This is a genomic window from Pseudomonas sp. I3-I5 (genome assembly GCF_022699445.1).
GTDB classification, from domain to species: Bacteria; Pseudomonadota; Gammaproteobacteria; order Pseudomonadales; family Pseudomonadaceae; genus Aquipseudomonas; species Aquipseudomonas fulva.
On the sequence record NZ_CP093940.1, the window covers coordinates 1,554,160 to 1,568,710 of the forward strand.

The following is a 14,551-nucleotide window of genomic DNA, read 5'->3' on the forward strand; positions in this document are numbered from 1 at the left end:
GTCTAGTCCTGTTTGTCCTTGATGGTGTCGAGTAAAGCATTGATATCGGCACGCCGGCCCTCATCGGCCAATTCCCGGCCCGGTCTGGGCGGTGCCTGCAACGCCTTGTGCAGCGCAGCCCTGGCCTCACTGTAACGCTTCTGACGCACCAGATGATCGCCCCAGAAATAGTTGCTGTCGATGCCCGCGGGATTGATTTTCAAGGCCTGCCTGAGCAGCGTGTCGGCTTTGTCGTCATCCCCGAAGCCGATGGGCCAGCCTGGAACCTGGTCATACAAGGTGCCCAGGCTGGTGTAGGCCGAGCCTTGCAGGGCTTGAGGGTCGAGGGCGATGGCCTTTTCCAGGCTGGCCTTGGCGGCCTTGACCTTGCCTAGCGCACTCAGCCCACCGGTTGCGCCAGCCCAGCTGCTGTTGATGATGCCGTCCCAGATCAGAGGCTCGGGTGTATTGGGGTTCTGGCGGACGAAAACGGCCGCCTCGTTTGCCAGCTTCTCGAACGCGCCTGCGCGTTGATCCTTGGGCAACTGATATTGGATATGCGCCCATTGTTGCTGCAAGTCGTGCAGGTGTTGGGCGCCTGTCTGATCAAGCGCCCAGCCAAACGGGGTAAATGCCAGCAGGCTGGCCAGTACGATGGGCTTCATTTGCTCGGTTCCTTTATGTGGCTGCCGATATGGCGCCGAATCAAGGGCAGTTGTTTACGCAAGGCTCGATCCACCAACCCTGGCAGGATGCCGTTCAGGCGCACGAACATTTTCTCCGGCCAGCCCAGGTAGAGCTCGCTGCGCTCGGACTGGACCGCCTGGAGCACGGCTTTGGCAACGTAGACCGGGTCGTCCATGCCTACCTTCAGCGCCTGGTTGAGGGCGGTAGCGGCGCTGCTGTTCATGCTGGTGCGGGTTGCGCGTGGCGCGACGTACAGCACATTGACCGGGGTGTCGGCCAATTCACGGCGCAGTGCTTCGGAAAACCCGCGCAGCGCGAACTTGCTGGCGCAGTAGCTGGCATAGCCGGGGTAGCCGATCGAGCCATAAGTCGAGCCGACGTTGACGACCAACGCCTTGGGTTGCTCGCGCAGAAGAGGCAAGCAAGCCCGGGTCAGTTGCAAAGGTGCCTTCAGGTTGATGTCCAGCAGCTCATCGAGGGCCTGTTCGTCCAGCTGGTCGAGCAAGGCGAAGCGATTGACCCCGGCAGCGTTGATCAGCACATTGAAGCCGCCCAGTTCGCGCGCGCGCGTCACGACCTGTGCCCGGCCCTCCTGTGTCCGTAAGTCCGCCGACTGCCAGCGCAGGCTGCCTGGGTAGCGGTTCATCAAGCTGGCCAGTTTGCCCATGTGCCGACTCACGGCCAAAACCTGCGCGCCGGCATGGCAGAGCTGCTCGGCCAGCTCCAGGCCAATCCCGCCGCTGGCGCCGGTGAGCACCACGATCGACTCATGCAACCGCATGGCGCACCCCTGACTGGCCCGCACGGGGCAACGTTTGGAACATCTCGGCGTACAGGCGGTAGACCATCTTGGCCGCGTGAATGACCGCCTGCTGGTCTTCGGCATTGTCCAGGCGGTCCATCAACTGCCTGTAGGTCACCATATGGTCCTGGTCGAGCGCGCCGTGGGACTTGAGGTAGCTCATTGCCCGGTCTGGCAGCGAAAGGCTGTGTGCAATGGCGCCGGCGGCCTGTGTGGCCAGGGCAATGCTGGTGCCTTCCAGGACGTTGACCATGCCGAACAGCCCTACCGGGTTGCCCCGTGCGATCAAGTCATAGAGATAAGCGACCATGAGCTCGATCGACTGCGCGGGTCGGCCGTCGCGTACCGCCTCCCAGTCGCCCCCACAGGCCTCGATGTCGTTGAGGATCCACTGTTCATGGCCGTATTCTTCCTCGATGTACTCGCACACGGCACCGCGCAGCCATTCGAGCCGGGCGGGCAGGCGCGCCCCGCATGCCATCATCAGCGGGACGGTGTGGCGCACGTGGTAGTAGGCCTGGGTGAGAAATGCGATGTAGCTATCGAGGCTGACCTGCCCAGCCATGGCCTCGCGGATCACCGGAACGCCGAACAGCGCCTGGCGCTCATGGGCGGTTTGCAGTTGCAACGTTTCAAAGAAGGACATGGCGAACTCACTCCTGGGGTATGCGGATCAGAGATTGATAGCGTTCAAGAATCGCCTCGCGCCGAGGGCGGCCGTTGGCTGTCAGGGTTTGATCGGTGACGCTGAGCGGCGCCGTGAGGCGTCGCCAGTGGTGGGCACGTGCGTAATCGGGCAGCCGTGCATTGCACTGGCCCACTACCTGGTCGATCTGGTCGTCACTCAGGCTCGGGTCCATCGGCCAGATCAACGCCACGTTGCCTGGCAGGCTCTCGCCGTGCACGAATGCCTGGGCAATGACGCCGCTCTGGGTCAGTTCGGCCTCTACCCATTCAGGGCTGACGTTTCGGCCGAAACTGGTGATGAACTGGTGCTTCTTGCGTCCGTCGAGGTACAGGTAGCCGTCGTCATCCAAATGGCCCAGGTCCCCGGTTGCCCACCATCGACCGTCGAAAGGCGCGGCATCGAGGTAGCCCAGTAGCGTGCAACCGGCCACCAGCACCTCGCCATCCTTCGCGATGCGCACCTGCACGTGGGGCAGCGGCTTGCCCACACTGCCACGGCGGACGCTGCCCGGACGGTTGAGCGCGACCACCGACGCGCATTCAGACAGCCCATAGCCTTCGTACACCGCAAGCCCGACAGCCTCGGCACGGGCCAGCAAGCTGGGCGATACCCGAGCGCCACCTACGGCGACGAACCTCAGCTGCTCAGCGGGCATCGCCCCTTGTTCAACAGCGGCAACCAGCCCCATCAGCAGTTGCGGCACAAGGATCAGGCTCTGGGCCTGACGCTGCACAATCACACCCACTAGCCGCTTGAAGTCCACCTGGGTGGCGCCGCTGATGCCCAGGTGCTGCTGGCTGAGCAGGTGCACGCAGGCCCCGGCGATCAGCGCGGCGTATACGCCCAGGTTTTCCAGCAGAACGCCCAGTGGCAGAACGGCCAGGTGATGCATGGGTGCGCTGGCGCGGCTAGCCGCCTCAAGTTCATGGGCCACGCCCAGCAACGCCTCGACGCTCAGGCAGACACCTTTCGGTGATCCCGTGCTGCCGGAGGTGTAGGTGATTTTTGCCGTTTCGGGCGCAATGGCCGCCGCAGCGAACGATTTACAGAGCCAGAACCCCGGCCGAGCGTGTGGGGCGTAGCCCAGCTCGACAAGGCGCGAGTCCCATCCGCTTTCGCTCAGCACCAGGGTGACGCCACTTTGCCTGAGACAATGGGACATTTGAGCGCGGGTGAAAAACGGAGGGATGACCACGCAGGGACGTTCGGCGAACAGCGCTGCAAGGTCCCACAGCAGCAGTTGCGGGCCATTGTCCAAGGCCAGGGCGAATGCGCCCTGAGGTTGGCTCCCAAGCCAGGCGGCGCGTACCTCGACCGCCTCGAACAAAGCGCGATAGGTCAGGTGCTGGTCGGCACCTTGCACGGCGATGGCGTCAGGCTGGCGTTGAGCGTGTTCCTTCAGCAAGGCCTTGAAGCGGTTCAGTTCATGCCGCATGACCGGATTCCTCTGTCAGGACCGGAAAGCCAAGGCGCTGAAAGACGCCTGTGCGGGTCAAGGCATCGAAGCCGTAACGGATATTTCCGGCAAACACCTGAGGGCAATGGCTGTAGTAGGTGCCCCATATTTCAGCCTGGTCCTCAAGGCGAGCAGGATCGGCTGGCGCCAGGACGACGGGCCTCAGCCCCAGTCGCTGGAAGCTGTTGATCAGCGTCGCCGCGCCGGTGAATGCGACCCAGTGCAGGCCGCGTGAGGCCAGCAGCCACGTGACCGCAGCGATCATCAAGCGCGCGCTGCCCGCGCTGAGCGAGGCCAGGTTACCCACCTCGACCATACAACTGCGCGGCAGGGTTGCCCCGACCACACGGGACACGGCGTCTTCCAGAGGCATGTCGAGGTAGCGCTCCAGAAATAGGGCGCCGTCATTGGCTGGGCGAATGCCCGCGGCGGCTGTCAACCGGCCTTGGCTGTCGTGAAACGCCAGTAACTGCGGCAGGAAATGCTGAATGTCGGCCTGATGGCTAAGCGCAAAGCACTGATGGATGAACCGCTCGAGGGCCATTCGCCCCGGGTCGTCTGCCAGGTGTAGCGACAATGTTGCCTGACGATCGGCCTGGCTGCCGATGGCCAGTGGAAGCAGGTGGCTCCAGTCACGGTGGGTCATGAAACGTCTCCCAGCAGGTTCGATGGGAGACAGTGTCGAGTGCTTATCTGAAGGGAATCTGAAGTCAGGCTGTTTCGGGTTCGATTTCGACGAATGCCATTGCGATGTTTCTCCGGGGCCTACATGGCATCGCCAGCCGTTGCCGACGAGCGCCCCCTTGATGGCCACCGTCCGATTTACCGCAGACCTGTCCTGTGACCTGCTCCGCACCCTTGCCGTCAACCTGTGCATGGAACGGCACCGCTTGTGCCGACGTGGAAAGCAGGAGCATTCATGGCCAAGAAGAACCCGTTATCCCCAGGCCCGTCCTGGAACGAAAATTTCGTGGTGTTGGGCGAGATTCTTTTCTGGGGTTTTTGGGCGCCAGTCCTGTTCTTGATCGCTGCACCCTGGTTGAGCCTGGCCATCGTCAGCTACTGGCCCAAGCCTGTGCTTGCCGGATTTTTCAGCGCCATGGCATCCACCGGTTGGCTGGTCGCCTCGGTGGTGATTCTGGCAGTGATTGCCTACCAGGCGGGCATGGGTTACTACCGTCAGCACCGTAGCCGCAAGCGCACTGCCGCTGAGCTGGCTGCCAAAAGGGCCCAGGGCGACAAGCGTCTTTGATCGATCTGGCCGGCTGATTGGCCTGTGTGGGTGGCCGGCGCTAGCGGCCCGCTTGGGGCTTGCTTGGCACCCTCACATAACTGATATCGTAATGATGTCATTGCCGCGCAACCTTTGTCGTTGTGCTGCTGTCGTAGTACGCACTACCGGTCAGGCAGCATTGATCGCGACCTGCGATTGCTGTGCGTGACCCAGTATTGAAGCCAGGGATTGGTCTTTTTCGTCTTCCTCCGAGTACCGACCCATGCTTCATCTTTTTCGTAACCGCGGCGAGCGTCAGGCGCTCACGCAGCTGGCTGCCTCCCTCCCGCAAACCCACACTGACGGTGGCCGCACTGCCCCCAGATGGACAGACGTGCAACGTGAATGGACCTCGCGTGAGTTGCATGCCACTGCGCGTGAAGGCCGTATTGCCGAGCTCGAGCGCGAGCTGGAAAACGCCCGGCTGATGCTGGCCGAGGCCGACGCCAATGCGCGCGCCTCGGAAACCCGTTTTGACCTGGTCAACCGTGCCTCCAGCGAAGGCCTGTGGGACATGGAAGTGGTGGCAGGTGATCCGGTCAACCCGCGCAACCGCTTCTGGTGGTCGCAGCAATTTCGCGAAATGCTGGGGTTTCGCGACGAGCGCGATTTTCCCAATGTCCTGGCCAGCTGGGCTGATCGCCTGCACCCGGAAGACAAGGCCGCCACGTTGGACGCCTTTGCCCGCCACCTGAACGACAAATCAGGCATGACCCCCTACCGGGTGCGCAACCGCCTGGCCATGAAAGACGGCAGCTACCGCTGGTTCTTCGCCCAAGGCGAAACCCTGCGCGATGTACGTGGCGTGCCTTTGCGCGTTGCTGGCGCCTTGCGCGACATCCACGATGAGTTGCAACGTGAACAAGAGCACGACGTGATCATCACCCGTTTCGAACTGGCACGGGAAATGCTCTCCGACGGGCTCTGGGACATGGAAGTGATCGCCGGTGACCCGGTCAACCCCAAGAACCCCTTCTGGTGGTCGCCCCAGTTTCGGCGTTTGCTGGGTTTCGAAACCGTCGAGGAATTTCCGGATGTGTTGGACAGCTGGGCCTCACGCCTGCACCCGGAGGACAAGGCCTACAGCCTGGAAGCCTTCCAGGCGCACCTGAACGACCGTACAGGCAAGACGCCGTTCGATATCGAGTACCGACTCAAGATGAAAAGCGGGGAGTACCGCTGGTTCCGCGCCCGTGGCCAGACCAAGCGCGACCCTTATGGCGCGCCATTACGTGTGGTCGGGGCATTGGTGGACGTGGACCTGGAGCATCAGCAGTCGGCCATGCGCGAGACGGAGGCTGCGCACCAGCGCACCCTGGAATCCAACATCACCAAGCTCACCCAGATCGTCGGCACCATTCAGAGCATTGCCAGCCAGACCAACCTGCTGGCACTCAACGCGGCCATTGAAGCAGCACGTGCCGGGGAAGCGGGCAGGGGGTTTGCAGTGGTGGCTGATGAAGTACGCAAGCTGGCCACGCGCACGACGGAGGCCACTGAACAGGCGGCTGACATGATGCGCGGCTGACAGCTGGCAGGCCAGGTGCCCAAGCTACGGCTACAGGTCCGTTGCACCCGCTCTTTTGACACTGTTGTTTTCTTTCACTTCGTTCAGGTTTCAACTCATGAATTGGTTCTACGATGCCAGGTTGTCGGTCAAGCTGTACCTCGCTTTCGCGCTGTGCGCACTGATCACCTTGAGTGTTGGAGTTGTCGGTAGCCAAGGAATCGGCTCGCTCTCGTCCAGCTTGCAACAGGTGTTTTCCAATAACCTCGTGTCCGTGGCACAAGTTGCAGAGGCACGCTCCAGTGCCATTGCCCAGAGCCGCGACCTTTACCGACTCGTGGCGGCCACCGCCATCAATGCGCCGCAAGCTGAACGCGCTGCCATTCTTGCGTCGATGAAAGAAAACCGGCAGAGCAGCGAGCAGGCATTTGCAGTCTACCGAGCCACGCCCCTGGCCGATGATGAACGCCTTGCCGGCGATCGCATGGAAAAGGACTGGCCAGCCTACCAGGCCATCATGGATCGGACGGTAGCCACCATCGCACGAGGTGATCTGGCTGAAGCCAGGCAATTGATGGCCGGCGAATTGCATCAGGCGTTTCGTACCGTGCTCGACGAATTGACCACAATGGTCGAGTCCAATAACCGGCAGATCGATGAAGGCGCGCGAGCGGCAAAACACAACGAGGCGGCGGCCAAGCTCAACCTGTACCTGGGCATCGGTGCGGCGTTCGTGGCGGCCATTTTGCTTGGCATGTTCATCAGCCGTGTCATCAGCAAACCGATCGCGCTGGCGGTGAACACGGCCGAGCGCATTGCAGGCGGCGACCTGAGTAAACCCGTGGCCACAGGTCACGCCGACGAAACCGGGCAACTGCTAAATGCCCTGGGGGGCATGCAGCAAGGCCTCAAACGCACCCTGGAGCAAATCGCCAATGCAGCGGATCAGCTCGCCTCTGCGGCCGAAGAACTCAACGCCGTCACAGATGAGAGCACCCGCGGGCTCACGCGCCAGAATGATGAAATTCAGCTCGCCGCCACGGCGGTCACGCAAATGAGTGCGGCAGTCGAGGAAGTGGCTCGCAACGCCACCTCCACTTCCGAAGCCTCCCGGCAGACGTCCGAGGAAGCGGCCAGTGGCCGCGACCAGGCCCGGGAAGCCGTGCAGGCCATCACCAGCGTGAACAGCGAAATCGGGCAGTCCACGGTCATCGTGGGGGAATTGGCCGGTAGCGTGCGCGAAATCGCCAAGGTGGTCGATGTGATCCGGGGCATTGCCGAACAGACCAATCTACTGGCGCTTAACGCGGCCATCGAGGCGGCACGCGCTGGCGAGCAGGGCCGAGGTTTTGCGGTGGTGGCAGACGAAGTACGGGCACTGGCGGCGCGTACCCAGGCCTCGACGGGTGAGATCGAAGCCATGATCACAGGCGTTCAGTCGCGTGCCGACGATGCGGTCAAGGCTATGGGCAACAGCCGAAACCTGGCCGACAGCACCCAGGCCTTGGCCCAGGCGACCGGCGAATCGCTGGAGCGGATCGCCCGGAACATCGCCCAGATCAACGATCGCAACCTGCTGATCGCCACGGCGTCCGAAGAGCAGGCCCATGTGGCCCGCGAGGTGGACCGCAACCTGATCAACATCCAGGACTTGTCGACCCAGACCTCGGCCGGTGCGCATCAAACCAGCGCATCCAGCCAGGAATTGTCGCGCCTGGCCATCTCGTTCAACGACATGGTCAGCACCTTCAAGCTCTGAGCAGGGCGTAGACGATCTGTAGCGTGGCATGCCCCGCCCACCGCCGTAATGCACTTATCGGCGGTGGGCGGGGCGCAGGCTTTTTAGTCGACGCGCACGAAGACGTTCTTGGCCATGTCGCTACCGCCGACGGCCTCCAGGCGCTTGCCGCCGTCGAGCACGCGTACGTTGATCAACGCCATGCCATCCTTGTTGCGGGCGGTGACCATGTCATCCTTGCGCTCCCATTCATCCACCTTCAGCTTGTTGCCGTTGGTGATGATGTAGTCCTTGGAAAACTCCCACGTCTGTTTCGGGCTCTGGATACCCATCACGGTCGTGGTTTGCTCATAGGTGCCTTCCAGGGCGTCATTGCCGCAACCGGCGATGACGAAGAACGGCAGGGCGGCGAGGGCGAGTTTGAGTTTACGCATTGGGCTTCCTTTTCAGTGGGTCGATCTCAGACCGGGTCGATGGCAGGTGCCATGGCGCCGCGGCGTCGAGATGCAGGTGGGTATCACGTGTCGGTATGAAGGGGGTATCGAGGGTGCCAAGGGCGATCGAGATCCAATCGGCGTATTGGCCTGCACTGCGTGACCAGAACAGGCTCGAGCCGCAGGATGAACAGAATTGGCGCAGGATTGTGGGCGACGAGGCGTAAGCCGCAAGCCGGTCGGCGCCGCGCAGCATGCGCAGCGCCTCACGCGGCACACTACCGTATGAGGCATATGCAGCACCGTGGCCTTTGCGGCACTGGCTGCAATGACAGTGGCTGATGGCCCTGGGCGGGCCAAGCAGCTCATAACCTATTGCCGCGCAAAGGCAGCTTCCTTGGTATGTGCTGGACAAACGCGATTCCATGCGTACGAAAAGGCGCCAGCTTAAACGCAGCGCCAAAGGTAGTCGAGCCGGTTCTGGCCACGCGTGTCGGTAGCAGGTACCCGGGAAGCGGTTCTTGCACCCGCTGGACCGTCAGGGTGCACAGCCCTGTGCTGCGCCGTCCGACGATCGCACCGTAAGTGAAAGAACCGGACGTCGGTTTCAGAATGTGCCTGGTCGTTCGCGCGCAACCTTCTGGCGCTGCAAGTGCCATGCTTGCAGGATGCCGTCGGACCCGCGCGCAGACGCACGGTCGATGGCAAGGAGGCCGTCAGCACCACGCCACCGTGACGTGGCTGATGCGCCGCAGCAGAACACGCCGGAACCCGCCAATACAACAACAGGGGCGGGCCGTGATGCCGAGGTCCGCTGTATGCCTGATCAAACGTTCCACCTGCCCGCTGTCCAACGTATCGTGGCCGATCACCAGCAAACGCCTGGTGCGCTGCTACCGATCCTGCACGCCATTCAGCATGCCGTCGGCTACATTCCCGATGCCGCCATCGGTGAGATCGCCCATGCACTCAACCTGAGCCGGGCCGAGGTCCAGGGCGTCATCAGCTTCTACCATGATTTCCGTACCGCTGCGCCTGCCCGGCACACCCTGCGCCTGTGCCGGGCCGAGTCGTGCCAGAGCCGTGGCGCCGAGGCCCTGGCCGCACAGCTGCGCGAGCAGTTGGCGCTCGATGACCATGGCACCAGCGCCGACGGTGCCATCAGCCTGCGCCCGGTCTATTGCCTGGGCGCCTGTGCCTGTTCGCCGGCCCTTGAGCTGGACGGTCAGGTGCACGCCCGGCTCACGCCCGAGCGGCTACGCGAGTTGGTCAAGGGTTGCCAGGAGGGCGCCACATGCTGAAGGTCCATGTACCCGGTGATTCGGTGGCCCGTGCCGTCGGCGCAGACCAAGTGGTCGAGGCGTTGCAGCGCGAGGCCGAGCGGCGCAATGTGCAGTTGGACATTCGGCGCACCAGTTCTCGTGGGCTTTATTGGCTCGAACCGCTGCTTGAGTGCGACAGTGAGCAGGGGCGCCAGGGTTTCGGGCCGGTGACGCCACAGGACGTGCCCGGCCTGCTGGATGCCATGATCGGTGCAGAGGCAGACCACCGGCTGGCGCTGGGGGCTGTCGAAGACATGCCTTATCTCAAGACCCAGCAGCGCCTGCTGTTCGCGCGCGCCGGCATCACCCGACCCTTGTCCTTGGATGATTACCGCGCCCATGGCGGCTTTGCCGGGCTGGAAGCGGCCGTTGCCCTGGACGGCGCCGAGGTGGTGGCTGCCGTGCTCGATTCCGGCCTGCGTGGTCGTGGCGGGGCTGCGTTTCCTGCCGGCATCAAGTGGCGCACCGTGCGCGACGCCAAGCCTGCCCAGAAGTATGTGGTGTGCAACGCCGACGAAGGCGACTCCGGCACGTTTGCCGACCGCATGCTGATGGAAGGCGACCCGTACCTGTTGATCGAGGGCATGATCATCGCGGGCCTCGCGGTGGGTGCTGACAAGGGCTACATCTACGTGCGCTCGGAATACCCCGACGCCATCCGCACACTTGATCAGGCATTCGTCATCGCACGCCAGGCAGGCTACCTGGGCACCAATGTGGCCGGTAGCGGCAAGGCGTTCGACCTGGAAGTGCGCGTGGGCGCAGGTGCCTACATCTGCGGTGAAGAAACCGCGCTGCTCGAATCCATCGAAGGCAAGCGCGGCATCGTCCGCGCCAAGCCGCCGCTCCCGGCCCTCGAAGGCCTGTTCGGCCTGCCGACCTTGGTGCACAACGTGCTGACCCTGGCCTCGGTGCCTATCATCCTGGCCAAGGGAGCGCCGTTCTACCGCGATTTCGGCATGGGCCGCTCGCTGGGCACCATGCCGTTCCAGTTGGCGGGCAATGTTCGCCATGGCGGCCTGGTGGAACGTGCCTTCGGCTTGACGCTGCGTGAACTGGTGGAGGACTACGGCGGTGGCACGGCCAGTGGCCGGCCGCTGAAGGCCGCACAGGTGGGTGGGCCGTTGGGCGCCTGGGTACCTCCCAGCCATTTCGACACACCGCTGGACTACGAGGCCTTCGCGGCCGTGGGCGCCATGCTCGGCCACGGCGGCGTGGTGGTTGCCGACGACACCTTGAACATGGCCAGCATGGCCCGCTTCGCCTTGCAGTTCTGTGCCGAGGAGTCCTGCGGCAAGTGCACCCCGTGCCGTATCGGCTCGACCCGTGGCATGGAAGTGGTGGACCGGCTGATCGCCAGTGATGACATCACCGAGCGCCATGACCATGCACTGCTGCTTCGCGATTTGTGCGACACCATGCAATACGGCTCGCTGTGCGCCATGGGCGGCATGACCGCTTACCCAGTCGCCAGCGCCCTCAAGTATTTCCCTGCCGATTTCGGGCTGACCCAAGCGGAGGCCGCGCAATGATCCATATCTTCGATCCGCAAACTGACCTGGGCACCCCCGCCCGCGACAGCGAGGTGCAGGTCAGCCTGAACATCGACGGCCGCGCGATCAGCGTTCCGGCTGGCACGTCGGTGATGCGTGCGGCAGCCATGCTCGGCACGACCATCCCGAAGCTGTGCGCCACCGACAGCCTCGAAGCCTTCGGCTCCTGCCGCATGTGCATGGTGGAAATCGAGGGCATGCGCGGTTACCCGGCCTCCTGCACCACGCCGGTCACTGAAGGCATGGTCGTGCGCACCGAAACGCCGCGCCTGGCGGGCCTGCGCCGTAACGTGATGGAACTCTACATCTCCGACCACCCCCTCGATTGCCTGACCTGTTCGGCCAACGGTAACTGCGAACTGCAGACCGTGGCGGGGCAGGTGGGGCTGCGCGAGGTGCGCTACGGCTATGACGGTGCGAACCATCTGACCGAAAGGAAGGACATTTCCAACCCGTACTTCGACTACGAACCCAGCAAGTGCATCGTCTGCAGCCGATGCGTGCGTGCCTGCGAAGATATTCAGGGCACCTTTGCCTTGACCATCACCGGGCGCGGCTTCGAATCCCGGGTAGCGGCGGCCGGGGGCGACAATTTCCTGACCTCCGAGTGCGTGTCTTGCGGCGCCTGCGTGCAGGCCTGTCCGACCGCGACGCTGACGGAGAAAAGCCTGGTGCAACTGGGCCAGCCGGAGCGTGCGGTGATCACCACCTGCGCCTATTGCGGCGTTGGCTGCTCGTTCCGTGCCGAAATGAAGGGCGACCAACTGGTGCGCATGGTCCCGGACAAGAACGGCGGGGCCAACCACGGCCATGCCTGTGTCAAAGGCCGCTTTGCCTGGGGCTACGCCACGCACCCGGACCGCATCACCAAGCCCATGATTCGCAAGCGCCTGGAAGATCCGTGGCAGGAAGTGAGCTGGGACGAGGCGGTGGCCTACGCCGCCAGCGAGTTGCGCCGCATCCAGCTCAAGTATGGCCGGGACTCCATCGGCGGTATCACCTCCAGTCGCTGCACCAACGAGGAGGCCTATCTGGTTCAGAAACTGGTGCGCACCGCCTTCGGCAACAACAACGTCGACACCTGCGCGCGAGTCTGCCATTCCCCCACCGGCTACGGCCTGAAACAGACACTGGGCGAGTCGGCTGGTACCCAGAGCTTCGATTCGGTCATGAAGGCCGATGTGGTGCTGGTCATTGGCGCCAACCCGACCGATGCGCACCCGGTGTTCGGCTCACAGCTCAAGCGCCGCCTGCGTGAAGGCGCGCGCCTGATCGTGATCGACCCTCGCCGCATCGACCTGGTGGACTCGCCCCATGCCCGGGCCGAGCTGCACCTGCAACTTCGTCCCGGCACCAACGTGGCCATGCTCAACGCCCTGGCCCACGTGATCGTGACTGAGGGACTACTGGCCCAGCGCTTTATCGACGAGCGCTGCGAAACCGCAGAATTCGCCCGCTGGCGCGACTTCGTCAGCCTGCCGGAAAATGCCCCTGAAGTGCTGGGCGAGGTGTGTGGCGTTGCAGCGCAACAGATTCGCGCCGCGGCCCGGCTGTATGCCACCGGCGGCAACGCGGCCATCTACTATGGCTTGGGCGTGACCGAGCACAGCCAGGGCAGCACTGCGGTGATGGGCATTGCCAACCTGGCCATGGCCACCGGCAACATCGGGCGTGAAGGGGTAGGGGTCAACCCGCTGCGCGGCCAGAACAACGTCCAGGGTTCCTGTGACATGGGCTCGTTCCCTCACGAGCTGCCGGGTTACCGGCACATTTCCAACGAAGGTGTACGGGCCGAGTTCGAGCAGGCATGGGGTGTGACGCTGCACCCTGATCCGGGGCTGCGCATCCCCAACATGTTCGAAGCAGCCCTCGATGGCAGCTTCAAGGCCTTGTACTGCCAAGGCGAGGATATCGCCCAGAGCGATCCGAATACCCAGCACGTCACCGCCGCCCTGCTGGCCATGGAGTGCGTGGTGGTGCAGGACATTTTCCTCAACGAAACCGCCAAGTTTGCCCATGTGTTCCTGCCGGGCAGTTCGTTCCTGGAAAAGGACGGCACGTTCACCAACGCCGAGCGCCGGATCTCCCGGGTTCGCAAGGTCATGGAGCCACTGGCGGGCAAGGCTGACTGGGAGGCGACCGTGGCATTGGCCAATGCGCTGGGCTACCCGATGAACTACCGGCACCCCTCCGAGATCATGGATGAGATCGCTCGCCTGACGCCGACCTTCCGCCGGGTGAGCTATGCCGAAATCGAGCGCCACGGCAGCCTGCAGTGGCCGTGCAACGATGCAGCGCCCGATGGTACTCCTACCATGCACATCGACCAGTTCGTCAGGGGCAAGGGGCGGTTCATGCTGACCGGGTACGTACCGACCGACGAGAAGGTCAACAGCCGCTATCCGCTGCTGCTGACCACCGGGCGCATCCTCAGCCAGTACAACGTCGGCGCCCAGACCCGGCGCACAGGCAACGTCGCCTGGCACGATGCCGATCGCCTCGAGATCCATCCGACCGATGCCGAAAGCCGTGGCATCCAGGACGGTGACTGGGTCGGTATCGGCAGCCGTGCCGGGCAGACCGTGCTGCGCGCCAAGGTCAGCAGCCGCGTGGCGCCAGGTGTCGTCTACACCACCTTCCACTTCCCGGAGTCGGGTGCGAACGTGATCACCACGGACAACTCGGACTGGGCGACCAACTGCCCGGAATACAAGGTCACGGCAGTGGAGGTGGTCAAGGTGTTCCAGCCATCCCAGTGGCAGAAGCGCTACCAGGACTTCAGCGACGAGCAGCGTCGGCTGTTGCAGGAGCGCCGAACCGCCGAGAAAGCCGAGGTGCGCCAATGAGCCAGGACAGTTTGGTGAAGATGGCCAACCAGATTGCCCATTACTTCGACAGCGAGCCGAATCGGGACCTGGCTGTGCAGGGCGTTCGCCAGCATCTACACAACTTCTGGACGCCGGCCATGCGCCGGCAGTTGGGAGAATGGATCGAGGCCAATAATGCGGGGGAGGGGTTGGATCCCAAGGTGAAGGAGGCGCTGGGCTGAAAGGTGTTGGCTGCCGTTGCAGTTAGCATATACAGCTCTCTGACGCCGCCTCCGGCAGCTAGC

General features: G+C 63.4%; 14 protein-coding genes. 7 read left to right on the top strand and 7 right to left on the bottom strand.

Annotated features, from left to right (window positions below; translation table 11 throughout):
• Nucleotides 1–2: 2 nt before the first annotated feature.
• The 5 genes from MOP87_RS06985 to MOP87_RS07005 are packed head-to-tail and all read right to left on the bottom strand — an operon-like array spanning nt 3 to nt 4,258.
• Entirely contained in the window at nt 3–644 is a 642-nt protein-coding gene (locus tag MOP87_RS06985; protein WP_027915011.1) for a hypothetical protein, read from the bottom strand.
• Nucleotides 641–1,447: an SDR family oxidoreductase gene (locus MOP87_RS06990; protein WP_028687313.1), complete on the bottom strand. Its 807-nt coding sequence runs from the start codon at nt 1,445–1,447 to the stop codon at nt 641–643. The genes MOP87_RS06985 and MOP87_RS06990 overlap by 4 nt, the downstream gene beginning before the upstream one ends.
• Nucleotides 1,434–2,114 carry an iron-containing redox enzyme family protein gene (locus MOP87_RS06995; protein ID WP_027915009.1) on the bottom strand — a complete coding sequence of 227 codons (681 nt, stop codon included), beginning with the start codon at nt 2,112–2,114 and terminating at the stop codon, nt 1,434–1,436. Before MOP87_RS06995 ends, MOP87_RS06990 begins: the two co-directional genes overlap by 14 nt.
• Nucleotides 2,115–2,121: 7 nt before the next feature.
• The gene (locus MOP87_RS07000) at nt 2,122–3,591 is read right to left on the bottom strand and encodes an AMP-binding protein (protein ID WP_242810294.1); all 1,470 of its coding nucleotides are present in this window, start codon (nt 3,589–3,591) and stop codon (nt 2,122–2,124) included.
• Nucleotides 3,581–4,258, bottom strand: a complete 678-nt coding sequence (locus MOP87_RS07005; protein ID WP_125922371.1) for a thermostable hemolysin — start codon at nt 4,256–4,258, stop codon at nt 3,581–3,583. Before MOP87_RS07005 ends, MOP87_RS07000 begins: the two co-directional genes overlap by 11 nt.
• A 273-nt stretch (nt 4,259–4,531) precedes the next feature.
• On the opposite strand from MOP87_RS07005, the gene MOP87_RS07010 reads away from it, so the two are divergent.
• From MOP87_RS07010 to MOP87_RS07025, 3 genes are all read left to right on the top strand, one after another.
• Nucleotides 4,532–4,864 (top strand): hypothetical protein, encoded by a 333-nt coding sequence (locus tag MOP87_RS07010; protein WP_125922372.1) that lies wholly within the window; start codon nt 4,532–4,534, stop codon nt 4,862–4,864.
• 244 nt (nt 4,865–5,108) lie between these two features.
• The gene (locus tag MOP87_RS21750) at nt 5,109–6,413 is read left to right on the top strand and encodes a PAS domain-containing protein (protein ID WP_181074156.1); all 1,305 of its coding nucleotides are present in this window, start codon (nt 5,109–5,111) and stop codon (nt 6,411–6,413) included.
• 97 nt (nt 6,414–6,510) lie between these two features.
• The gene (locus tag MOP87_RS07025) at nt 6,511–8,151 is read left to right on the top strand and encodes a methyl-accepting chemotaxis protein (protein WP_027915005.1); all 1,641 of its coding nucleotides are present in this window, start codon (nt 6,511–6,513) and stop codon (nt 8,149–8,151) included.
• A gap of 83 nt (nt 8,152–8,234) precedes the next feature.
• On the opposite strand, the gene MOP87_RS07030 is transcribed toward MOP87_RS07025, so the two are convergent.
• Together MOP87_RS07030 and MOP87_RS07035 are read right to left on the bottom strand one after the other, a co-directional pair.
• Nucleotides 8,235–8,564, bottom strand: a complete 330-nt coding sequence (locus tag MOP87_RS07030; RefSeq protein WP_023534182.1) for a hypothetical protein — start codon at nt 8,562–8,564, stop codon at nt 8,235–8,237.
• Nucleotides 8,557–8,991, bottom strand: coding sequence for a GFA family protein (locus tag MOP87_RS07035; protein ID WP_305955245.1), 435 nt, complete (start codon nt 8,989–8,991; stop codon nt 8,557–8,559). Before MOP87_RS07035 ends, MOP87_RS07030 begins: the two co-directional genes overlap by 8 nt.
• Nucleotides 8,992–9,382: 391 nt before the next feature.
• Here MOP87_RS07035 and MOP87_RS07040 point away from each other — a divergent pair, with 391 nt between their 5' ends.
• The 4 genes from MOP87_RS07040 to MOP87_RS07055 are packed head-to-tail and all read left to right on the top strand — an operon-like array spanning nt 9,383 to nt 14,488.
• The gene (locus MOP87_RS07040) at nt 9,383–9,865 is read left to right on the top strand and encodes a formate dehydrogenase subunit gamma (RefSeq protein WP_242810295.1); all 483 of its coding nucleotides are present in this window, start codon (nt 9,383–9,385) and stop codon (nt 9,863–9,865) included.
• Nucleotides 9,859–11,418, top strand: coding sequence for a formate dehydrogenase beta subunit (locus tag MOP87_RS07045; RefSeq protein WP_027915003.1), 1,560 nt, complete (start codon nt 9,859–9,861; stop codon nt 11,416–11,418). Before MOP87_RS07040 ends, MOP87_RS07045 begins: the two co-directional genes overlap by 7 nt.
• Nucleotides 11,415–14,285, top strand: a complete 2,871-nt coding sequence (gene fdhF, locus MOP87_RS07050; protein ID WP_049696290.1) for a formate dehydrogenase subunit alpha — start codon at nt 11,415–11,417, stop codon at nt 14,283–14,285. Before MOP87_RS07045 ends, fdhF begins: the two co-directional genes overlap by 4 nt.
• Nucleotides 14,282–14,488 (top strand): formate dehydrogenase subunit delta, encoded by a 207-nt coding sequence (locus tag MOP87_RS07055; RefSeq protein WP_049696289.1) that lies wholly within the window; start codon nt 14,282–14,284, stop codon nt 14,486–14,488. The genes fdhF and MOP87_RS07055 overlap by 4 nt, the downstream gene beginning before the upstream one ends.
• Nucleotides 14,489–14,551 lie beyond the last annotated feature (63 nt).

What these genes read in the sequence shown, in the direction of transcription:
- MOP87_RS07000 (WP_242810294.1), bottom strand. Translation starts at nt 3,591, where the DNA reads ATGCGGCATGAACTGAACCGCTTCAAGGCCTTGCTGAAGGAACACGCT.
- MOP87_RS07040 (WP_242810295.1), top strand. Translation starts at nt 9,383, where the DNA reads ATGCCTGATCAAACGTTCCACCTGCCCGCTGTCCAACGTATCGTGGCC.
- MOP87_RS07035 (WP_305955245.1), bottom strand. Translation starts at nt 8,991, where the DNA reads ATGGAATCGCGTTTGTCCAGCACATACCAAGGAAGCTGCCTTTGCGCG.
- MOP87_RS07030 (WP_023534182.1), bottom strand. Translation starts at nt 8,564, where the DNA reads ATGCGTAAACTCAAACTCGCCCTCGCCGCCCTGCCGTTCTTCGTCATC.
- MOP87_RS21750 (WP_181074156.1), top strand. Translation starts at nt 5,109, where the DNA reads ATGCTTCATCTTTTTCGTAACCGCGGCGAGCGTCAGGCGCTCACGCAG.
- MOP87_RS06985 (WP_027915011.1), bottom strand. Translation starts at nt 644, where the DNA reads ATGAAGCCCATCGTACTGGCCAGCCTGCTGGCATTTACCCCGTTTGGC.
- MOP87_RS07045 (WP_027915003.1), top strand. Translation starts at nt 9,859, where the DNA reads ATGCTGAAGGTCCATGTACCCGGTGATTCGGTGGCCCGTGCCGTCGGC.
- MOP87_RS06990 (WP_028687313.1), bottom strand. Translation starts at nt 1,447, where the DNA reads ATGCGGTTGCATGAGTCGATCGTGGTGCTCACCGGCGCCAGCGGCGGG.
- MOP87_RS07005 (WP_125922371.1), bottom strand. Translation starts at nt 4,258, where the DNA reads ATGACCCACCGTGACTGGAGCCACCTGCTTCCACTGGCCATCGGCAGC.
- MOP87_RS07055 (WP_049696289.1), top strand. Translation starts at nt 14,282, where the DNA reads ATGAGCCAGGACAGTTTGGTGAAGATGGCCAACCAGATTGCCCATTAC.
- MOP87_RS06995 (WP_027915009.1), bottom strand. Translation starts at nt 2,114, where the DNA reads ATGTCCTTCTTTGAAACGTTGCAACTGCAAACCGCCCATGAGCGCCAG.
- MOP87_RS07025 (WP_027915005.1), top strand. Translation starts at nt 6,511, where the DNA reads ATGAATTGGTTCTACGATGCCAGGTTGTCGGTCAAGCTGTACCTCGCT.
- MOP87_RS07010 (WP_125922372.1), top strand. Translation starts at nt 4,532, where the DNA reads ATGGCCAAGAAGAACCCGTTATCCCCAGGCCCGTCCTGGAACGAAAAT.
- fdhF (WP_049696290.1), top strand. Translation starts at nt 11,415, where the DNA reads ATGATCCATATCTTCGATCCGCAAACTGACCTGGGCACCCCCGCCCGC.